The 20359-nt window shown below is 72.8% G+C and carries 15 protein-coding genes; 4 read left to right on the top strand and 11 right to left on the bottom strand.

Features of this window, described 5'->3' with window-relative positions; translation table 11 throughout:
- Positions 1 to 29 precede the first annotated feature (29 nt).
- From ACFWYW_RS08705 to ACFWYW_RS08670, 8 genes are all read right to left on the bottom strand, one after another.
- Positions 30 to 1922: a glycosyltransferase family 39 protein gene (locus ACFWYW_RS08705; RefSeq protein WP_379613354.1), complete on the bottom strand. Its 1893-nt coding sequence runs from the start codon at positions 1920 to 1922 to the stop codon at positions 30 to 32.
- On the bottom strand, positions 1919 to 3067 hold the full coding sequence (locus ACFWYW_RS08700) for a glycosyltransferase (RefSeq protein WP_379613356.1): 1149 nt from the start codon (positions 3065 to 3067) through the stop codon (positions 1919 to 1921). Before ACFWYW_RS08700 ends, ACFWYW_RS08705 begins: the two co-directional genes overlap by 4 nt.
- Positions 3068 to 3091: 24 nt before the next feature.
- On the bottom strand, positions 3092 to 4453 hold the full coding sequence (locus ACFWYW_RS08695; protein ID WP_379613358.1) for a sensor histidine kinase: 1362 nt from the start codon (positions 4451 to 4453) through the stop codon (positions 3092 to 3094).
- Entirely contained in the window at positions 4450 to 5133 is a 684-nt protein-coding gene (locus ACFWYW_RS08690) for a response regulator transcription factor (protein ID WP_379613546.1), read from the bottom strand. The genes ACFWYW_RS08695 and ACFWYW_RS08690 overlap by 4 nt, the downstream gene beginning before the upstream one ends.
- Positions 5134 to 5194: 61 nt before the next feature.
- Entirely contained in the window at positions 5195 to 6685 is a 1491-nt protein-coding gene (locus tag ACFWYW_RS08685; RefSeq protein WP_379613360.1) for a phytoene desaturase family protein, read from the bottom strand.
- 125 nt (positions 6686 to 6810) lie between these two features.
- Entirely contained in the window at positions 6811 to 7926 is a 1116-nt protein-coding gene (locus ACFWYW_RS08680) for a hypothetical protein (RefSeq protein WP_379613362.1), read from the bottom strand.
- A 27-nt stretch (positions 7927 to 7953) separates the two neighbouring features.
- Entirely contained in the window at positions 7954 to 9147 is a 1194-nt protein-coding gene (locus ACFWYW_RS08675; RefSeq protein WP_379613364.1) for a hypothetical protein, read from the bottom strand.
- Positions 9148 to 9412: 265 nt separating this feature from the next.
- Positions 9413 to 10321 carry a LysR family transcriptional regulator gene (locus ACFWYW_RS08670; protein WP_379613366.1) on the bottom strand — a complete coding sequence of 303 codons (909 nt, stop codon included), beginning with the start codon at positions 10319 to 10321 and terminating at the stop codon, positions 9413 to 9415.
- A gap of 70 nt (positions 10322 to 10391) precedes the next feature.
- Here ACFWYW_RS08670 and ACFWYW_RS08665 point away from each other — a divergent pair, with 70 nt between their 5' ends.
- The 4 genes from ACFWYW_RS08665 (at position 10392) to ACFWYW_RS08650 (ending at position 15768) form a co-directional block, all read left to right on the top strand.
- Positions 10392 to 11447, top strand: coding sequence for a YeiH family protein (locus ACFWYW_RS08665; protein WP_379613368.1), 1056 nt, complete (start codon positions 10392 to 10394; stop codon positions 11445 to 11447).
- 118 nt (positions 11448 to 11565) lie between these two features.
- Positions 11566 to 12489 (top strand): pseudouridine-5'-phosphate glycosidase, encoded by a 924-nt coding sequence (locus ACFWYW_RS08660; protein ID WP_379613370.1) that lies wholly within the window; start codon positions 11566 to 11568, stop codon positions 12487 to 12489.
- A complete protein-coding gene (locus tag ACFWYW_RS08655) occupies positions 12489 to 13427 on the top strand; it encodes a carbohydrate kinase family protein (RefSeq protein ID WP_379613372.1) in 939 nt (312 codons plus the stop codon). Before ACFWYW_RS08660 ends, ACFWYW_RS08655 begins: the two co-directional genes overlap by 1 nt.
- Positions 13428 to 13491: 64 nt before the next feature.
- Positions 13492 to 15768, top strand: a complete 2277-nt coding sequence (locus tag ACFWYW_RS08650; protein WP_379640939.1) for a hypothetical protein — start codon at positions 13492 to 13494, stop codon at positions 15766 to 15768.
- On the opposite strand, the gene ACFWYW_RS08645 is transcribed toward ACFWYW_RS08650, so the two are convergent.
- From ACFWYW_RS08645 to ACFWYW_RS08635, 3 genes are all read right to left on the bottom strand, one after another.
- Positions 15757 to 18624 carry an AAA family ATPase gene (locus ACFWYW_RS08645; RefSeq protein ID WP_379613376.1) on the bottom strand — a complete coding sequence of 956 codons (2868 nt, stop codon included), beginning with the start codon at positions 18622 to 18624 and terminating at the stop codon, positions 15757 to 15759. The genes ACFWYW_RS08650 and ACFWYW_RS08645 overlap by 12 nt on opposite strands.
- A 35-nt stretch (positions 18625 to 18659) precedes the next feature.
- On the bottom strand, positions 18660 to 19094 hold the full coding sequence (locus ACFWYW_RS08640) for a GNAT family N-acetyltransferase (protein WP_379613378.1): 435 nt from the start codon (positions 19092 to 19094) through the stop codon (positions 18660 to 18662).
- Positions 19095 to 19209: 115 nt separating this feature from the next.
- Entirely contained in the window at positions 19210 to 20358 is a 1149-nt protein-coding gene (locus ACFWYW_RS08635; RefSeq protein ID WP_379613381.1) for an acyl-CoA dehydrogenase family protein, read from the bottom strand.
- Position 20359: the final 1 nt, after the last annotated feature.

The following is a 20359-nucleotide window of genomic DNA, read 5'->3' as shown; positions in this document are numbered from 1 at the left end:
GCGGGGTTGACATCGTTGTCAACCCCCGATCAAGAACAGTCGTGGAGGCCGTCCTGGCCCTGCACGGCCGTGCAGTTCTCCTGGACCCACGCGGTGGCCTGGCCACTTCCTCTACCGCCTCCGGTCATCACGTAGCGCAGGCGGCCGGAGGAGGTCAGCTCCTCCAGGCGCGCGGTGGTCATGGCCGGGTCGGCGCCGGTGAAGCCGCCCATGGCGATGACCGGCTCGCCGGTGGACAGGATCAGCGAGGCGGCCTGCTGCGCGCTGCCCACCGCGACCAGCCAGTCGGCGTTCCCCCGGTTGGCCTCCAGGAAGGTGACCAGCTCAGCACTGACCTCCCGCCCACCAGGACCCCCGGAAAAGCCCGGGTTCCCGGAAGAGCCCGGAGTGCCGGAGAAGCCTGGGGTGCCGCCGGGCGACCGGTCTCCTTGGGGCGGGCCCTCTCCGGCGGGCTGGCGGCCGCCCGGCTGGCCCATTGGGCCGCCGCCGAAGCCGCGGCGGCCGCTGTCGGGTCCCGCGGTCGGGTTGGTGCCGTTCACCGGGGACCGCAGCGGCGTGACCGCGTACGCCGCCGGTCCGGCCAGGCCCGCGACCAGGGCCAGGACCAGCCCGGCGACGGTGATCGCGGCGCCGCGCCGTACCCGGGCCAGGATCAGCGTGAGCCCGGCCAGAGCGGTGGTCCCGAGCACGGCCCAGGCCAGCCACGGCGCCCACTCCGGCGTACGGCGCAGCACCGCGAACGCCCACCCCCCGGTCACCACCACGGCCACCGGCAGCACCCAGCCCAGCACCCGCGCCTCCCGGTAGGCCCGCCACATGAGCACCCCTCCCATCCCGCTCAGCGCCGCCACCGCCGGAGCCATGGCGGTGCTGTAGTAGGGGTGGAAGGTGCCGCTGGAGAAGCTGAAGACCACGACGTGCACGGCCAGCCAGCCGCCCCACACCAGCCACGGCCCCCAGGCCCACGCCTGCCCCGACCTCCGGGCCCGCAGCCCGGCCAGGGTCGCCAGGAGCAGGGCGATCGCGCAGAACGGCAGCAGCCACGAGATCTGCCCGGCCATCACGTCGTTGAACAGCCGCCCGGCCCCGGACTCCCCTCCGAACGAGGGTCCGCCGGCCCGCCCGCCGCCCTGGCCGAAGATCCGGCCGAGGCCGTTGTAGCCGATGACCAGGTCCCGGACCGAGTTGTCGGTGGATCCGCCGACGTAGGGGCGCGAGCCGGTGGGCCACAGGTCGACGATCGCCATCCACCAGCCGCTCGACACCACGAGCACCGCACCGGCGGCCAGCAGGTGGCCGAGCCGCCTGACCACGGTGGCGCGGGCGCAGAACAGGTAGGCGAGGGCGAAGGCGGGCAGCACCAGGTACGCCTGGAGCATCTTGGTGTTGAACCCGAGGCCCACGAAGACCGCGCAGAGCAGCAGCCAGCGGGGACGCCCGGTGCGCAGCGCCTCCAGGCAGAACCAGGCGGCCACGGTGAGCAGCAGGACCAGGAGCGTGTCCGGGTTGTTGTCGCGGTTGATGGCCACGGTGATCGGGGTCAGCGTCATCGCGAGGGCCGCGATGAGCCCGGCCGCCTCCGCCCGCCGTTCACCGAAATATGCGGACATGTTGCGGCGTACCGCCGAGTAGACCACCGCGACCGCCGCCACGCCCGCCAGCGCCTGCGGCAGCAGCATGCTCCACGTCGAGAACCCGAAGATCCGCGCCGACAGCGCCATCACCCACAGCGCCAGCGGCGGCTTGTCCACGGTGATGAACGACCCGGCGTCCAGCGCGCCGAAGAAGAACGCCTTCCAGCTCTGGGTGGCCGACAGGACGGCGGCCGAGTAGTAGGTGTTGGCCATCCCGCTCAGCGCCCACGTGTACAGGACCAGGGCGACGGCGAGCACCCCGGCCAGCGCCCAGCGCGCCCGCGTCATCGGCTCACCCTGCGCGGGTTGAACACCCACACGCGCAGCAGCAGGAAGCGCACCAGGGTGGCCAGCGCGTTCGCCAGCACGACCGCGGCCAGCTCGACGCCGTGCGAGACCCCGCCGGGCAGCAGCGCGAGCCCGCCGGTGGTGAGCGCCAGCCCCACGAGGAAGGCGATCAGGCCCTCGAACTGGTGCCGTACGACGCCGGCCGGGCCGCTGATCCCGAACGTGAAGCGCCGGTTGGCCGCGGTGTTGGCCACGGCGGTGACCAGCAGAGCGATCGCATTGGCCGGCATGGGCGCGAGCGCCCCGCGCAGCAGCGTGTACAGCCCGAGGTAGGCCAGCGTGCTCACGACGCCCACGATCGCGAAGCGGGGCAGCTGCCTGGCCAGCCCGCGCGGCACCTCCCGCGACGGGATCGGCGCGCGCAGCGCGTGGGCGCGGGCCAGCCTGGCCATGCCGCGCAGGTCGTCCAGCGCGGTGCGCACGACGTCGACCCGGCTGTCCGGGTCGTCGACCCAGTCGACCGGCACCTCGTGGATGCGCAGCCCGTGCCGCTGGGCCAGCAGGAGCAGCTCGGTGTCGAAGAACCACTGCTCGTCCTCGACCGCGGGCAGCAGCGCCTGCGCCACCTCGGTACGCACCGCCTTGAAGCCGCACTGGGCGTCGGTGAAGCGGGCGCCGAGCAGGGCGTGCAGGAGCAGGTTGTAGCAGCGGGAGATGACCTCACGCTTGGGCCCGCGCTCCACGCGCGCCGCCGGTGCCAGCCGGGTGCCGATGGCCAGGTCGCTGTGACCCGACAGCAGCGGCGCGACCAGCGGCAGGAAGGCGTCCAGGTCCGTGGACAGGTCCACGTCCATGTAGCTGACGACGTCCGCCTCGCTCCGCGACCACACCTGGCGCAGCGCCCGGCCGCGCCCCTTCTCCTCCACGTGTACGGCCCGCACGTGCGGCAGCTCGGCCGCCAGCTCCCCGGCCAGCGGCCAGGTGCCGTCCGTGCTGGCGTTGTCGGCGATCGTGATGCGGAAGCCGTACGGGAAGGTGGCCAGCAGATAGTCGTGCAGCCGGGTCACGCTCGCGCGCAGGGCGCGCTGCTCGTTGTGGACCGGGACGACCACCTCGACCAGCCGCGTCTTGATGGATGTTGGCATGCTCCCAGGTCACCGGCCCGGTCTTTAGCCGGACTTAGCCGATGATGAGAGTGGGGTGAGACTTCCCGGCAGCCGCACGGTGGCGATCACTCCGCCGCCCTGCGCGTTGTCCAGCCGGACGCTCCCGCCCGCCTCGGCCACCGCCTGCGCCACGATCGCCAGCCCCAGCCCCGAGCCGGGCAGCGCGCGGGCCGACGGGGAGCGCCAGAACCGCTCGAAGACGTGCGGCAGCTCCTCGCGCGGGATGCCGGGCCCGTGGTCGCGCACGGTCAGCACGCCTCCGCGCAGCATCACCTCGATGCCGTTCTCGCTGAACTTGCGGGCGTTGTCGATGAGGTTGAGCACCGCCCGTTCCAGCGAGGCGGCGTTGCCGACGGTGTACCACTGGCCGAGGTCGGTGCTCAGCTCCGCGCCGCGCAGCCTGGCCCGCTCGGCGGCGGCCTTCACCACCTCGTGCAGGGCCAGCTCCACGTGCGGTTCGTGGTCGGTGTCGCCCCTGGCCAGCATGAGCAGGTCGCCCACCAGCGCCGACAGCTCGGCGAACTGGGCCTTCACGTTGACCAGCAGCCGCTCCTTGGCGGCCGGGTCGAGCTGCCTGCCGGTCTGCTCGCTGCGCAGCAGCAGGTCGATGTTGGTGCGCAGCGTGGTCAGCGGGGTGCGCAGCTCGTGGCCGGCGTCGGCGACGAGCTGGCGCTGGCGGTCGCGGGAACCGGCCAGGGCGGCGGTCATCGCGTTGAAGGAGGCGCTCAGGCGGGCGATCTCGTCGTCGCCCTTGACCGGAATGGAGGTGTCGAGGTCCTCGGTGGTGGCGATGTGCTCGACGGCCCTGGTCAGCTCGCCTACCGGGCGCAGGGCCGTACGGGAGACGAACAGGCCCGCCGAGGCGGCGCCGAGCACGCCGAGGCCGGCCACGCCCGCGAGCAGGGCGGCCAGGGTGTTGAGGGAGTTCTGCAGGCGGTCGAGGCGGCGGGCGCTCATGACCGCCACGCCGGGCGCGACCCACTTGGTGGCGACGCGGACCTGCGCGCCGTCGCTGGTGGTGCTCGTGTGCAGGCACTGGCCGCCGGAGCGTGCCACGCGCAGGTCGTCCTCGGTCACGTGGATCGGCGTGCCGAACGAGCAGGTCGGGCTCCCGTCGGCGTAGATGATCTGCTCGGAGTACGGCGGCACGTAGGCGTCCGAACGCGGCGGCTCGGTCGAGCACCTGACCAGGAGCTTGCTCACGTCGGGCCGCTTGCCCGGCGGGCCCTCCAGCTCGTGGTCGAGCTGGTTGAGCAGTTCCATGCGCACGATGGAGAAGCACAGGACCGCCGAGAGCGCGACCGCCAGCGCCACCGCAGCCGTGACCAGCAACGTCATCCGGGCGCGCAGGCTGCTCCATCTCACGGCGCGTTCCGCAGCACGTAACCGACGCCGCGCACGGTGTGGATCAGCCGGGGCTCGCCGCCCGCCTCGGTCTTGCGCCGCAGGTACATCACGTAGACGTCGAGGGAGTTGGAGGTCGGCTCGAAGTCGAAGCCCCACACCTCGCCGAGGATCTGGTCGCGGGTCAGCACCTGGCGCGGGTGGCTGAGCAGCAGTTCGAGCAGCTGGTACTCGGTCCTGGTCAGGTCGAGCCTGCGGGCGCCGCGGGTGACCTCGCGGGTGGCCGGGTCCATGCGCAGGTCGGCGTAGGCGAGCAGGCCGTCCTGCGGCACGGCGCCGAGCGCGCTGCGCCGCAGCAGCGCCCGTACCCTGGCCAGCAGCTCGTCCAGCTCGAACGGCTTGACCAGGTAGTCGTCCGCGCCCGCGTCCAGGCCGGAGACGCGGTCGCCGACGGCGTCACGGGCGGTCAGCATCAGCACCGGCACGTGGTTGCCGCCCTGCCGCAGCCGCCGGCACGCGGTCAGCCCGTCGAGCCTGGGCATCATGACGTCCAGCAGCACCGCGTCGTACGCCTCGCGGGCCAGCTGCTCCAGCGCGGCCTGCCCGTCCACGGCCGTGGCCACCTGGTAGCCCTCGAACTCCAGGCTCGACTGCAGCGCCTCGCGCAGCGCCGGCTCGTCGTCCACCACCAGGAGTCGCATGGGCTCACTCATGAGCCAACGCTATGCCGCCATCATGAGAACTCGCTGAAGGACATGTCGGTCAGGTCAGCAGCGACATCGCGGCGTTGTGGCCGGGGATGCCGCTGACCCCGCCGCCGCGCCGCGCCCCGGCCCCGCACAGCAGCAGCCTCGGGTGCCCGGTCTCGACGCCCCAGCCGCCCCCGTCGGCGTAGGGCCAGCTCAGGTCGCGGTGGAAGATGTGCCCGCCGGGCAGCCCGGCCTCGTTCTCCAGATCGACGGGCGTCTTGGCCTCCAGGCAGGGCTCGCCCGCCGGGGTGGTGGCCAGGCAGTCCTCGATGGGCTCGGCCAGCACGGAGTTGATCGAGCGGAGCGTGGCGTCCAGGGCCGCGCGCCGCGACTTCTCCGGGTCGTCGCGGAAGAGGCGGGCGGGCATGTGCAGCCCGAACAACGTCATCGTCTCCCCGTCCTGGCCGAGGATGGACCGGTCGGTCAGCGAGTGGCAGTAGACCTCCGCGGGCGGCAGCGCCGGGATCTCGCCCCGCGCCGCCTGGGCGAAGGCCCGCGCGAGCTGCTCCTGGCTCTCGTTGATGTGGAAGGTGCCGCTGAAGGCCGCGTACGGTTCCACGCCGGTGTCCTTGAGCCGTGGCAGCCGCCGCAGCACCATGTTGACCTTGAGCTGGGCTCCCTCGGGCGTCTCCGGCTCGTGTCCCAGCAGCCGATCCAGTACGGCCGGCGGCACGTTGGCCAGCACCCGCTCCGCGGACACCACGTGCTCGGCCTCCCCCAGCCGGAAGCTCACCTCCCCGGCCTCCGGGTCGATCCCGATCACCTCGGCCCCGGTCCTGATCTGCGCCCCGGCCTCGCGGGCCGACGTGGCCAGCGCGCCGGACACCGCGCCCATGCCGCCGACGGGGACGTTCCACTCCCCGGTCCCGTCCCCGATCACGTGGTAGAGGAAGCACCGGTTGGCCAGCAGGTCGGCGGCGGGGTCGGCGAACGTGCCGATGAGCGCGTCGGTCAGCACCACGCCGCGCACGGTGTCGTCGCGGAAACGCGCCTCCACCGCCCGCCCGATCGGCTCGGCGAACATCTCCCCCCAGGCCCGCGCCCCGACCAGCCGCTCGACCTCGCGCGCCGCGGGCAGCGGCCCGAGCAGCGTGGGCGCCAGCACCCGCGCCACCTCGGCGGTCATCTCGTAGAACTCCCGCCAGGCCCGGTAGTCCCGCGCGCCGCCGGTGACGGCGCGGAAGGACTCCTCGGTACGGCCGGCGTCCTCGTTGTCCACGAGCAGCCCCGTCCGCCCGACCGGGGTGTAGGAGGCGTAACGCCGCCGCCGGAGCTCGACCCGCAGGCCCAGATCCGTGACGATCTTCGTCGGCAGGAGGCTGACCAGGTAGGAGTAGCGCGACAGCCGCGCCTCGACCCCGGGAAAGGCCTGGGCCGAGATGGCCAGTCCGCCGACGTGGGCGAGCCGTTCGAGGACGAGCACCCGGCGACCGGCGCGGGCGAGATAGGCGGCGGCGACGAGCCCGTTGTGCCCGGCGCCCACGATGACGGCGTCATAACGCATGAAAGGTCCTTAAGCAGGAGACAGGGATGGGACGGCACGAAAGACGCCCCGCTACAGCCCCGTCTGCCAGTGCGGCTCCGGCCGCAGCAGTTCCTCCCTGGACACCATGCCCGGGACCTTACCCGTCACGGATCGGTCAATACCACCTCCACATATCTGCGATCCGGCGTGACCGCGACCACCTGAACCTTCAGCACGGTGTCCACCGCGTACTCCGTGGGCAGGCTCGCCCCCACCCCGGCGGTGCCCTCGAACCAGACCGGGTTCTGCTCGCCGTGCCAGGCCAGCACGGGGCGGCGGCCGATGGAGTGCACGACCACCGCCGGCTGGATCGCCGCGTCCTGGCCGAAGCGGGCGCGGTACTCGACGGTGATCTCGCCCTGGCTGGTCGGGACCACCGCGAGCACGGGGTCGTGCAGGTTCGCCTGGCCGAAGGCGGCCAGGCGGATGCGCGGGGAGGTGGACAGGTCCGGGCGGAGCACGCTGCCGGAGGCGGCGAACTCCGGCACGTACCGGTAGAGGGCGGCCGGCGACAGGTTGCGGTCGCTGCGGAAGAAGCCGGGCGAGATCACGGTGACGCCGACGAACGCGGGCGGCGTCGGGACCGCGCGGTCCTGCACGCCGGTGAAGCCCATGACCGAGTAGTCGTCGTGGTAGACGTAGTCGCCGCAGGGGCCGAAGGCGTGCTCGAAGCCGATCACGTGGCCGATCTCGTGGTCGTAGAAGGACAGGAACCCGCCCTGGTCGAGGACGGCGGCGCCGCCGATGGCGCCGGAGTTGCACGGCGGCGGATGCATGAACACGACCACGCGGTCCACGCCGTCGAAGCTGACGCCGTCGCGCTCGGCCTGCGCGCGGGTCTGGTTGACCATGCCGCCGCGGTCGTCGCGGTTGCCGACCTGCGAGATGCCGGTCAGCACCCGCCACGGCTCCACGCTGAAGCGCAGTTCGCGCAGCCGCAGGGTCGAGGCCGACCAGAAGTCGAGCATGCTCCAGCCGTTCGGCGCGTCGAGGACCTCGCGCAGCGCCGCGTCCGGCCAGACGGGGTGGACGTTGGCGTCGGGGGCGTTCGTCGCCCACGTGTAGCGCAGCACCTTCACGTTGAGTGGCCGCGTGTGCGTGCCGGTACGGCGCAGCAGTTCGCGCACCGACACCTGGCCCGGCAGTCCCGCCTCGCGCCCCAGGGCGCGCACGCTGATCGGCAGCGACCGGACCGCCTTGCTCAGTCGGACGGAGAGCATGGCATTCCTCCAGCGGAGTCAGCGGGGTCAGCGGAGCAGGACGAGGATCGGGATCAGCCCGATGCCCCGGTCGAGCGCGGACATGGCCTTGCCGATCACGGCGCCGAAGGACCGGCCGGGGTCGAGCGCCTTCATCGCGTGGCCGGGCGTGTCGGAGGTGGTGAGCAGGTCGCCGACGCCGACGGGGGCGTAGGAGGCGTCGACCCGGCAGTAGACCTTGCCGACGAGCGCGAGCGGGTAGCGTCCCGCGCGCTGGTCGCGGTGGTCGAGGATGACGCCTGGACGGTAGTCACCCGCCCCCGAGACCACTCCGGCGACCTTGGAGTCGTAGGCGCTGGTGCTCATCCGCACCCGGTCGATCCCGTCGAGCACGACGACCGTGCCGGGCACGACCTCATCGGTCTCGGTTTCCGCGAGCGAGAAATTCTCGGCCAGATCGGCTCCGGTGAGAAGGACGTCGCCGGTGACGATGACATTTCCCTTGAAGAATCCGGCGGGGCCGACGCCGCGATGGTCGGCGTAGAGTGCGGCACCGGTACTGTCCGCATTGAGGTTATAGGCGGCGATAGCCGCGGTATTAGGGGAATTGGTCTCGGCGTGAACGGCTTCATAAGCCTCACTTCTGGCGTCCACCGCCGCGCCGATCCCGGTCCTGACGAACACACCGGGCCCGCGCCCGCGATTGTCGGCGAACACCGAAGCGCCGGTACCCGCCGGATTGACGTTGTAGGCGGCGATGGCGGCCACCTCACTGGCGTTGGTCTCGGCGTGCAGCGCTTCGTACGTCTCGCTCCTGGCGTCGAGAGCCGCCCCCTGCCCGGTCCTGACGAACACACCGGGCCCGCGCCCCCGGTTCTCCCCGAACAGGATGGCCCCGGTGCCCTCGGCGTTGAGGTTGTAGGCCGCCACGGCCGCGGTGGCCGGAGCGTTGGTCTCGGCGTGGACGGCTTCGAACCCCTCGCTCTTGGCGTCCACCGCCGCGCCGATCCCGGTCCTGACGAACACACCGGGCCCGCGCCCGCGGTTCTCCGCGAACAGGGTCGCCCCGGTCCCTTCGGCGTTGAGGTTGTATCCGGCTATGGCCGCGTTCTGCGGAGAATTGGTGGTCGCGTGCACCCCGTCGAATTCCTGGCTGATGCCGTGAACTCCGGGGCCGCTCTTACTGGTGCCTTTTACCGCGGCTTCGCCGGGGCGCGAGGTCTCGCCGTTCAACGCAGGCATTGGGGGGCCTTTCATCGGACGCCTGGGTTCTTCAATATGTCACCCGGTCATCCGGCCAGCCAGGAGATAATCACCTTACTCGTTTATCAATTCGCCATTTAGCGGGATTTATAGACCAATTGGCCGGCTGACGGGGGCCGTGACGACGGGGCATTTGTCCGACGTGAGAAGCGACCCCCACGATCGGCGCCCGCGCGCGTCGGCGGGTGGCGTGGGGGCGGCTTGCCGTAAGGGATGGGAGGGGTTGAGCGCCCTAAGGGATGGGTCACGGCCGGCTGGCGATGGAGAGGAGCGTGGCGGCGGGAGAGGGAAGCGTGCGGCCGCGGCGCCAGACCGCGCGCAGGCTGCGGACCAGGTTGAGGCCGGCCAGCGGCACCTCGACCAGCCGGCCGGTCGCGAGGTCGGCCTCGACGGCGTAGCCGCTCAGCACCGCGGGCGCCGCGCCCGCCGACGCCGCGCCCTTCACCGCCGAGTTCGAGCCGAGCTCCAGCCGGGGGCTGGCCTGGTGGAGGTCGCGGAAGGCCAGGTCGAGCGTCTCGCGCGTGCCCGAGCCAGGCTCGCGCACCACCAGCGGCGTCGCGGCCAGTTCCGCCCCCCGCAGCACGGTACGGCGGCGCGCCCACGGATGCCCCGGCGCCACCACGACCACCAGCCGGTCGGTCCCGACCACGCGCGAGTCCAGCCCGTCGGGCACGTTCGGCCCCTCCACGAAGCCCAGCTCGACCGACCTCGGCGTCCCGTCCGCGCCGGCCAGCACCAGCGCGGCCACCTCGGCGGAGTTCACCACGTCGAGCCCCACCTGCACGTCCGGCTCGCGGTTCTGGAACTCGCCCAGCCACCGCGGCACCAGATACTCCGCCACCGTCATCGACGAGGCCACCCGCAGGTGCGCCGCCTCGCTGAGCCGCACGGCCGCCGCCGCGCGCATGAGCTCCTGCGCCGCCGACAGCACCTGCGAGGCCCAGCCGGCGACCATCTTCCCCTCCGCGGTCAGCGCCGACCCACGCGGCGTACGCTCCAGCAGCGGCAGCCCGAGCCGGCGTTCGAGCTGGGCGATGCGCTTGCTGGCCGACGGCTGGGCGATGCCCGCGGCGCGCGCGGCACGGCCCAGGCTGCCGAGCTCGCCCACGTCGACGAGGAGCTTCAGCGAGTCGAGATCCGGCAGCGCGCTCATAGCCTAAGGCTATGACCTGCCAGGCAATGCATGTCTACTGGGAGGTTCCGGACGGCCGGAGACTCGGATCATGGTCTCCCTCACCGTCACGCGCGCCTGGCCCCGCCTGCATCTGCCCGGCATCGCCCTGGCCGCGGCGGCGGTCGCGATGGCGCTGGTCGTGAGCCGGTTCCTGCCCGCGCTCAGCCCGGCGATCATCGCCGTGACGGCGGGGGCGGCCTTCCACAACCTCGGCTGGCTGCACGAGCGGCTGCGGCCCGGACTGCAGTTCGTCGCGAAGCGCGTGCTGCGGGTGGCGATCGTCCTGCTCGGCCTGCAGATCGCGCTGCCCCAGGTGCTCACGCTGGGCGCCCCGACACTGCTGATCGTGGCGGCGGCGACCGGCCTCACGTTCGTGCTCACGCCGCTGCTCGGACGGTGGCTGCGGGTCGCGCCCGGCACGGCCCTGCTCATCGCCGCGGGCGTGAGCATCTGCGGCGCCTCGGCCATCGCCGCCATGCATGAGAGCGCCGACTCCGACGACGACGACGTGGCCTCCGCCCTGGGTGTCATCACCGTGTACGGCACCGCCGCCATCGTGGCCGTCCCGCTGCTGGCCGGCTGGCTGGGACTGACGGGGCGCCAGCTCGGGGTGTGGGCCGGGGCGGCGGTGCACGAGGTGGCCCAGGTGGCCGCGATCGGCGCGGCCTCCGGCGCGGCGGTGCTGGGGGTGGCGATCACGGCCAAGCTGGCCCGCGTGGTCCTGCTCGCGCCCATGGTCGCGGCCACCACCCTGCGCGCCCAGGCCGGAGCCGCCTGCCGTACCCCTGCCGGGGCCTCCCTGCGCACCGAGACCGAGGCCGCTCTGCGGGCGAGGACCGGCGCCCGGCGGCCGCCGATCATGCCGTTGTTCGTGGCCGGGTTCCTGGCGATGGTGGTGGTGCGCAGCCTCGGCGTCCTGCCCGAGTCGCTGACCTCGGCGGTGCCGCCGGTGACGAGCGTGCTGCTGGCCGCCGCGCTCTTCGGCCTCGGCACCAACATCGACCTGCGGAAACTGGCCAAGGGCGGGCGGGCCGTACTGCTGGGCGGGATCTCCACCGCGCTGATCACCGGCATCTCGCTGGCAGGGGTGGCGCTCCTGGTGTGATCTCGGGTGGACGCGTCAGGGATCGCCCCGTAACGTGCTCACTTTGGAACAACATCAGGAAATAGACCGTTCCAAAGAGTGCCACGTCAAAGGTCCCACAAGGAGCACGTACCCGATCATGCGCACCACCGCCGACCCCATTCTCCAGCCCTCCGACGAGGTGTCCGCGGCCCTGGCCGGCGGTTCGCCCGTGGTCGCGCTGGAGTCCACGATCATCTCGCACGGCCTGCCCCAGCCCCGCAACCTGGAGGTGGCCAGAGAGCTCGAGGCGGTCGTCAGGGACGCGGGCGCGGTGCCGGCCACGATCGCGGTACTGGACGGCATTGCCAGGATCGGCCTGAACGAGGTCGAGCTGGAGCGCATCGCCACCGAATCCGGGCTGCGCAAGCTCGGCCAGCGTGACCTTCCGGTGGCCGCCGCGCTCAAGGCCAGCGGCGCCACCACCGTCTCGGCCACCTCGTTCCTGGCCGCGCGCGCGGGTATCCGGATCTTCGCCACGGGCGGGCTGGGCGGCGTCCACCGCGGCTGGACCGTGGAGCAGGACGAATCGGCCGACCTCGACACTCTGGCCCGCACCCGGATCACGATCGTGTGCGCGGGCGTGAAGTCCATCCTCGACGTGCCCTCGACGCTGCAGCGGCTGGAGACGCGCGGCGTCACCGTCGCGGGCTACCGCACCGACACCTTCCCCGGCTTCTACCTCCACACCTCCGGCGAGCCGATCGACTGGCGCATCGACGCCCCCGAGCAGGCCGCCGCCATCATGCGCGGCCAGGACGCCTTCGGCGGCCCCGAGACCGCGCTGATCGTGGCCAACCCGGTGCCCGAGGACCGGCAGCTCGACCCGGCCCTGCACGACCGCGTGCTGGGCGAGGCGCTGGCCGCCGCCGAGCGCCAGGGCGTCACCGGCCAGGCGATCACCCCGTTCCTGCTCGACTACCTCGTGCGCGGCACCGGCGGCGCCTCCCTGGAGGCCAACCTCGCCGCCGTCCGCGGCAACGTCGCCCTCGCCTCTCGCATCGCCCTCGCCTGGGCCCAGTAATGGACGGCGGGACTGCCGGGGGCCTGCTCGTCATCGGCGACGTCGTCACCGACGTGGTGGCCGTGCACGGCACGCCGGTCGCCACCGGCACCGACACCGAGGCCGACATCGTGCTGCGCCCCGGCGGCTCGGGGGCCAACACCGCCTCCTGGGCCGCCCACCTGGGCGCGCCGACGGCCCTGCTGTCCCGCGTCGGCTACGACAGCAGCGAGTGGCACACGAACGAGCTGGTCAAGGCGGGTGTGCGCCCGCTGCTCTCCGTCGACTCCGACCATCCGACCGCCGTGGTCATCGCGATGGTCGACCGTACGGGTGAGCGGTCCATGCTCACCAACCGCGGCGCCGGCGGCCGGATCTCCCCCGCCGACTGGTCGCCGTCGATGCTGGACGGCATCCGCCATCTCCATCTGTCCGGGTACACCTTTTTCGCGGATCAGGGGCTCCAACTTGCCCGAAATGTGATGGCGGAGGCGGCCGGCCGCGGCGTCTCGATCAGCATCGACCCCGCCTCCACCGGACCGCTGCGCGCCTTCGGCGTCGAACGGTTCCTGCGCGAGAGCGCCCCCGCCGGCCTCGTCATCCCCAACCGCGACGAGGCGCTGCTCCTCTCGGGCGCCGCCGCGCCGGAACGCGCCGCCGAACTGCTCAGCCGGAGGTACGGCACCGCGGTCGTGAAACTCGGCCCCGGCGGCGCGATCGCGGCCGTGGACGGGCGGATCGTGGCCACGGCCGAGGCGCTGCCGAGCGAGGCGGTGGACTCGACGGGAGCCGGTGACGCGTTCGCCGCCGGGTATCTCACGGCACGACTTTCCGGGGCCGGAGAAGGGGCCGCGTTGCGGGCAGGATGCCGTGCGGGTGCCGATTGTGTGGCCCTAGTGGGGGGCCGTCCACGGTACGGTTTGCAGTTGAACCATCTTTACCCTATTCACACCGATTGATAGCTTTCCGCGTAGGCTGCACCACCAGCCACATGCATCACTCTGGGGAGGATACGGTCCGCCGATGGACGTCGAGTCATCGATCTGCCTGAGCGACCTGGTCCCTGCCCTGCGCTGGAGCCGTCCTCAGCAGGTAGCGGAGATCTTGGCCGATCCTCGGCTGCCGGCAGGGTGGTGGAGCTCGCTGGCGTTGTCCCGGGCACTCGGCGCGACGGGCCTCGACTGGGTGTGCGAGCGGCTCGCCCGCCTCGCCTCGGCTCGATGGGACCATCTGTCCCTCGCCGACGTACTGCCCGCGCTGACCGTCCACCACGTGGACCCGACGCTGCCCGGCTGGCCGGAACCGACCCGCTCGGCGATCAACGGCCTGGGCGGGTGGCACCGGCTGCGCCGCCTGTGTCCGGGCGACCTGGCCACGCCCGGTACGCCGGGGGAAGCGGTGATCGGCTCGGTCTTCCGCGAGATCCTCGCCCAGATCCCGATCCAAACCGGCCCCCTCCCTGCCCATACCGGCCCCCTGCCCGTCCAGCCCGCCCCCGGTGCCATGTCCCGGCCGGGCGCTCCCCAGCCGGGCACCGCACCGTCCCACACCGGAGCCACGCCCCACCCCGGAGCCGCGTCCCAGCCAGGCGCCACGTCCCACCCGGCCACGACGTCCCACCCGGGGGCCGCGCCTGCGCAACCAGGCGCCACGCCCTCCCAGCCGGGCAGCGCCCCCTCCCAGCCGGGCGCCCTGCCCGCCCGCCCAGGGGCCCCGGCGCAGCCGGGCGCCGCGCCCACCCACCCGGGAGTTCCTTCACAACCGGGTGCCACGCCCACTCACTCGGGCGCCATGCCCGCACAGCCGGGCGCCGCGCAGCCGGGCACCTCACAGCCCGGTGGCGGTCAACCTGGTGGCGCGCCTTCCCACCCGGGTTCCGTACCCGGCGCTCCTTCTCGTGCCGGTGCGCCCGCGCAGGCCGCGTCACCCGCCGCGCCCGCGCCCGCCGACGGCCCGACCCGCCCGGTCGGTAGCACGCAGCCCTCCTCCGGAGCTCCATCGGTGCCAGGAGCGCCGGGAGGCACCGTGCCCGGCCGGGCACCAGCCGTCGGCCCCGGCCAGAACGCCGCACTCCCTGGCCAGAGCGGCGCCGGCCAAGGCGTCACGCCCCCCGGGCAAGCGGCTCCCGGTCAGGGCGGTCCCGGTCAGGCTGGTGCGCCACCGGCCGGTGCTCCGGGTTCCTCCGGCGCGCTGCCCCAGCGCCCGCCCGGCGCCCCGCTCCCGAGCCCCACCCCGGAACCGTCGGACACCGACCACGCCATGGTCCGCGTGGTGGACGGGCTGTTCCGCGGCATGGACCGCCTCGAACTGGCCGTGGCCACCCACCGCCTGTTCGCCGAGGACCCGGTCAGCCTGCGCACGCTGGCCCACAAGATGCTCGTCGAGCGCGACGTCCTGTCCCCGGCGCAGCGCATGGCCGAGGAACGTGTCCTGAACTGGCTGCGCTCGTCGGAGTCCGCGCCGGTGACCGGCCACATGTTCCGCCTCACCGAGTGGCTCGGCGCCGCCGCCACGCAGGAGCAGCTGATCGGCGCCGACCCGGCCCACCCGGTGATCGTCCCCTCGCTGCGCAGCCCGCTGTGGCGCGTGCTGGTCACGCTCATGCCCGACCGCCGCCTGCAGGACGGCTGGCTCGTCGTCGGCGACCTGCACGGCCTGCAGAACCGCACCCGCCAGCTCCTGGCCACGGCCCCGAACGACGCCGACCGCCACGAACTGCTCGAACAGCTCGGCATCCGCCGCCACTCCGCGCAGGCCTGGCTGGACGCCCTGCCGCCGGAGTCACCCCGCGCCCCGGCCGCCCCGGCCGCGGAACCGGCGCCGCAGCAACCACTGCCCCGCCGTACCCCTGGAGCAAACGGGCACCATCACCGGGGCGGCACGCCGATCCCGGCCGCGCCCGCCGGGAACATCGACCCGTCGGCCGCGCTCGCGACGCTGTCGGCGCTGTCGGGCGGCCGCTCGCCGATGCTGGCCGGCACGCCCTCGACGCCGCCGCCCCCGCCGCCGAGCCCGACCTCGGATCCGCGCCGCTGGCAGCGCATCGAGGTCACGCCCGAGCACCTGCGCGGCGGCCCGGTGCCGGTGCCGGAGGGGTACGCGGCCCAGCTGGGCATGCGGCCCGGCACGCTGCTGTCGGTCACCGGACCGGGCGACAACGCGATCGTGCTGGTCTGGCAGGGGCACCAGCCGGTGTTCGACTCGCTGCAGCCGGTGCTCATGCGCCTCAACGCGCGCCCCGGCGACCAGGTCTACGTGACCGTCGACGGCTACCGGCTGGAGGCCCAGCTAACCGGCTGAGCCGTCGAACAGTCCCGTGCGGTGCGCGGTGGCGGCCGCCTCCCCGCGGGAGGAGACGCCCAGCTTGCCCAGGATGTTCGAGACGTGCACGCTGACGGTCTTGACCGAGATGAACAGCTCGCCGCCGATCTCCCGGTTGCTCTTGCCGTCGGTGAGCAGCCGCAGTACCTCCAGCTCGCGCGCGGTCAGCCCGAACTGCGGCCCCTGCGGCTCCGGCTCGTCGGCGACCGCGATGCGCGCCCGCCGCGCGAACGAGTCGAGCTCCGCCAGCAGCGTCCGCGCGCCCAGCCGCTCGGCCCGCTCACGCGCCCTGGTCAGCCGCTCGGCCGCGTCCTTGCGCGCGCCCGCCGCGTGCGCGGCCCTGGCCGCCCCCGCCAGGGCCCTGGCCTCCTGGTACGGCTGCCGCAACCCGGCCCAGGCCTCGGCGGCCGCGTCCCAGGCGACCAGATCGTCGGCCGCCCCCGCGATCGCGTTGAACGTCAGCCGCTCCGCCTCCTGCAGCACGCCCTCGGCCGTCATCCACCGCGCCTGCGCCTTGGCCTCCTCCAGCACCGCGCCGCCCAGGAGCGCGCACGGGATGAGCACCGGCCAGGCGTAGCGGGGGCTGGCGGCCAGATCCTGCTCGCGCAACACGCGCATGGCCGCCTCCGCGGCCTCCTCCATCCGCCCCCGGGCGGTGTGCAGGTCGATCTCGCGGGCGGCGACGGGCAGCATGTGCTGGTCGCGGTAGATGGTGCGCTTGATCACGCTCTGCTGCGCCGCGAACATCGCCTCGGCCTTGTCGAGGTCGCCACGCCACAAGGCGATGTCGCCGACGAACCCCTGCAGGCTCGCCCGGTACGGCGCGGGCGGCGCCAGATCCAGCGCGTGCTCGATCACTTCCAGCGCCTCGTCCCAGCGGCCCAGCGAGACCAGCGGCTCGGCCAGGTTGATCGCCAGGAACGTGCCCGAGGTGCGGGCCAGGCCGTACTCCTCGGCGTCGGCGATGCCGCGGCGGGCCACCTTGACCGCCTCCTCGTGCCAGCCGGCGCCCTCCAGCCGGTCGGACTCGGAGATCGCGGTGCGCATCAGCGCGTTGTAGGCCTTGTCGCCCATGGCGATCTCGCGGGCCTCGGCGAACTTCACCAGCCCCGCCTCCACGTCGCCGAACCTGAACCGGCCCCACGCCAGGGTCGTCAGCCCGTGTGCCTCGGTGGCGCCGTCGCCGACGGCACGGGCGATGCGTACCGCCTCCTCGGCGTAGGCGATCTTCTCCGGCCACATCTCGCGGGTGTTGCACATGCGCGCCAGCGACTCGGCGATCTGGGCACGCAGCTTGGTGGGCGGCTCGGCGGGGACCAGCTTCGCCGCCGCCTGCAGATCCTCCAGGTTGCCCTTGCGGCCCAGGTCGTAGCGGAGCAGCCCGCGCAACCTGAGCAGCAGCGCGGTGCGCACCGGGTCGGTGACCGGGTCGACCTCCTCCAGCGCGGCGCTGGCCAGCGAGATGCCGCGGTCGAACTCCCCGGCGTTGAAGGCCACCGCGGCGGCGGCGCGCAGCACCTGGACGCGGTCGGCGCCGATGCGTTCGGCGGCGTCGGGGACCTTCGACCACAGTTCGAGCACGCGCGACAGCATCCGCAACTGCTCGTCGTAGGCGGCCGACTTGCGCGCGGCGGCCGCCGCCTTCCAGGCGCTGACCAGCCCCCACAGCGCGTCGTGCGCCGCGTGCCAGTGGTGGGCCAGCTCGATGGCGCCGCGCGGGGCGGGCAGGATCGCCAGGTCGCGTTCGAGCGCCTCGGCGAAGCGGGTGTGCAGCCGGGAGTGCTCGCCGGGCAGCAGGTCGTCGTGGAGCGCCTCGCGGATCAGCGCGTGGCGGAAGGCGTAGCCCTCACCGTCCACCACCAGCACGTTGCCGGCGACGGCGGGCCGCAGGGAGCGCGAGAGCTCGCCGTCGTCGAGCCCGGTCACCGCGAGCAGCAGGTCGTGCTCGATGCGCTGGCCGCCGGCGCTGGCCACCCGCATGAGCTCCTGTGTCTCCTCCGGCAGCCGTTCGACGCTGGCCAGCAGAAGGTCGCGCAGCGACTCCGGCAGGCTGTCACCGCCGCCGCCCTCGCTCAGCAGCGCCTCCACGAACAATGGGTTGCCCTCGCTGCGGGCGTAGATCTCGTCGATGGCGACCGGAGACGGCTCGTGTTCGAGGATGCTCGCGGCCTGGGCGACGACCTGCTTGCGGGTGAGGCGGCCGAGTTCGATCCTGGTCACCCAGTCGACGCGGCCCAGCTCGGCCAGCAGGGGGCGTAGCGGATGGGTGCGGTGCAGTTCGTCGGTGCGGTAGGTCACGACGATGAGCAACGGCACGTCGGTGCGCTGGTAGCGCACGAGGAAGGAGAGCAGGTCGCGGGTGGAGCGGTCGGCCCAGTGGGCGTCCTCGATCACCATGAGCACCGGCCGCTGCTCCGCCAGGTGCTCCAGCAGGCCGAGCACCAGCTCGAACAGCCGGGCCCGCGCCTCGGCGCCGTCGCCGTCGGGCTCGCCGAAGTCGGGCAGCAGGCGGGCCAGGCCGCGCGTGTTGCCACCGGGCACCAGCGCGGACATGCCGTCGTGCCCGATGTCGCGCAGCAGCCGCCGCAGGACCGCGGTGAACGGCGCGAACGGCAGGCCGTCCGTGCCCAGTTCCAGGCAGTGCCCGACGAGCTGACGGGCGTCACCGATGCGCTCGGCGAACTCCTTGATCAGGCGGGTCTTGCCGACGCCCGCCTCGCCGCCGACCAGCACGGTCGAGGCCGACCCGGACCGGGCGCGGGCCAGCGCACGACCGAGCGCGCCGAGTTCACTCGCGCGCCCGACGAACCGGGGGCTCACCGTATGGATGCTCACGCCCCATAGGATGCCACCTGACTAGGACAGAACGGTCACCTAAGAACCTTGCGGAAGAACGTCGCCGACTCCTCGTAGCCCAGAGCGGAGTAGAACTCGGGTGCCCGGCGGGTCGCCATGGCCACGTACCCCGCCTCGCGCTCGCGCGCCCAGCGCTCGAAATCCTCCAGCAGCGAGCGCCCGATGCCCTGGCGGCGCGAGCCGGTCTGCACCATGGCCTCCTCGACCCAGGCCACGGGCCCGTTCGCGAAGAGCGTCAAATGGACGAAGCCGAGCAGATATCCGGTGACCCGCCCGCCGGCCACCGCCGCCAGCAGCAGCGCGTCCTCGTTGCGCAACAACTGCGGCAGGGCCACGTCGAACGCCTCGCGCTCCGGGCGGAACGTCATTCCGAACTCGCGGGCCAGCGCGAAGATCTCGTCCGCGTCGCCCTTCTCGGCCCGCCTGATTACAAGATCGTCAGATGTCACCCTGCGCACCCTACTTCACCGATGCCGATTTATTGCTCTGCAACCGGACAATCACGAATTGTGGTCAAGGCAGGGAGAATAGCGAACGCAGGGTGCTCTACACCACCACCCAGCGTCATAGATCGGAGAGGCCGAGCTGGCGGGCGATCAGCATGCGCTGGACCTCGCTGGTGCCCTCGCCGATCTCCAGGATCTTGGCGTCGCGGTAGAAGCGGCCGACCGGGAACTCGTTCATGAAGCCGTAGCCGCCGAAGATCTGGGTGGCCTCGCGGGAGTTGTCCATGGCGGCGTTGGAGGAGACGAGCTTGGCGATCGCCGCCTCCTTCTTGAACGGCCGGCCGGCCAGCATCTTCTCCGCCGCGTGGTAGTAGGCCAGGCGGGAGGTGTGGGTCCGCGCCTCCATGTCGGCGATCTTGAACTGGATCGCCTGGTAGTGGCCGATCGGGTGGCCGAAGGCCTGGCGTTCGCGGACGTAGCGCAGGCACTCGTCCACGCAGCCCTGGGCCAGGCCGACGCTGAGGGCGGCGATGGCGATGCGGCCCTCGTCGAGGGTCTGCAGGAACTGCGCGTAGCCGCGGCCCCGCTCGCCCAGCAGGTTCTCCGCCGGGACCCGGCAGTCGGTGAAGGACAGCTCACGGGTGTCGGAGGCGTTCCAGCCGACCTTGGAGTACTTCTTCGAGACGGTGAAGCCGGGGGTGCCCGCCGGGACCAGGATCGTGGAGATCTCTTTCCTGCCGTCGCGCTCCCCGGTGATGGCGGCCACGCCGACGACGCCGGTGATGTCGGTGCCCGAGTTCGTGATGAACGCCTTGGTCCCGTTGATCACCCACTCGCCGCCGTCCAGGACGGCGGTCGTGCGCATGCCGCCCGGCACGTCGGAGCCGCCGCCGGGCTCGGTCAGGCCGAACGCGCCCAGCATCTCCCCGCCGGCCAGCTTGGGCAGCCAGGTGGCCTTCTGCTCGGCCGTACCGAAGCGATAGATCGGCATCGCGCCCAGCGAGACCGCGGCCTCCAGCGTGATCGACACGCTGGAGTCGACCCGGGCCAATTCCTCCAGGGCCAGGCACAGCGCGAAGTAGTCACCGCCCATGCCGCCGTGCTCCTCCGGCAGCGGCAGCCCGAACAGGCCCATCGCGCCCATCTGCCGGACGATGTCGTAGGGGAACTCCTCGCGCTCGTAGTAGTCGCCGATCACCGGCGCCACGACCTCGCGGGCGAACGCCTCGACGGTCTTGCGCAGCTCGGAGTACTCGTCGTTGAGCATG

Origin of the sequence: Nonomuraea sp. NPDC059023 (assembly GCF_042740095.1) — a bacterium.
Lineage (GTDB): Bacteria > Actinomycetota > Actinomycetes > Streptosporangiales > Streptosporangiaceae > Nonomuraea.
Note: the sequence above shows the minus strand (reverse complement) of the source record. Positions and strands in the feature narration are given on the sequence as shown.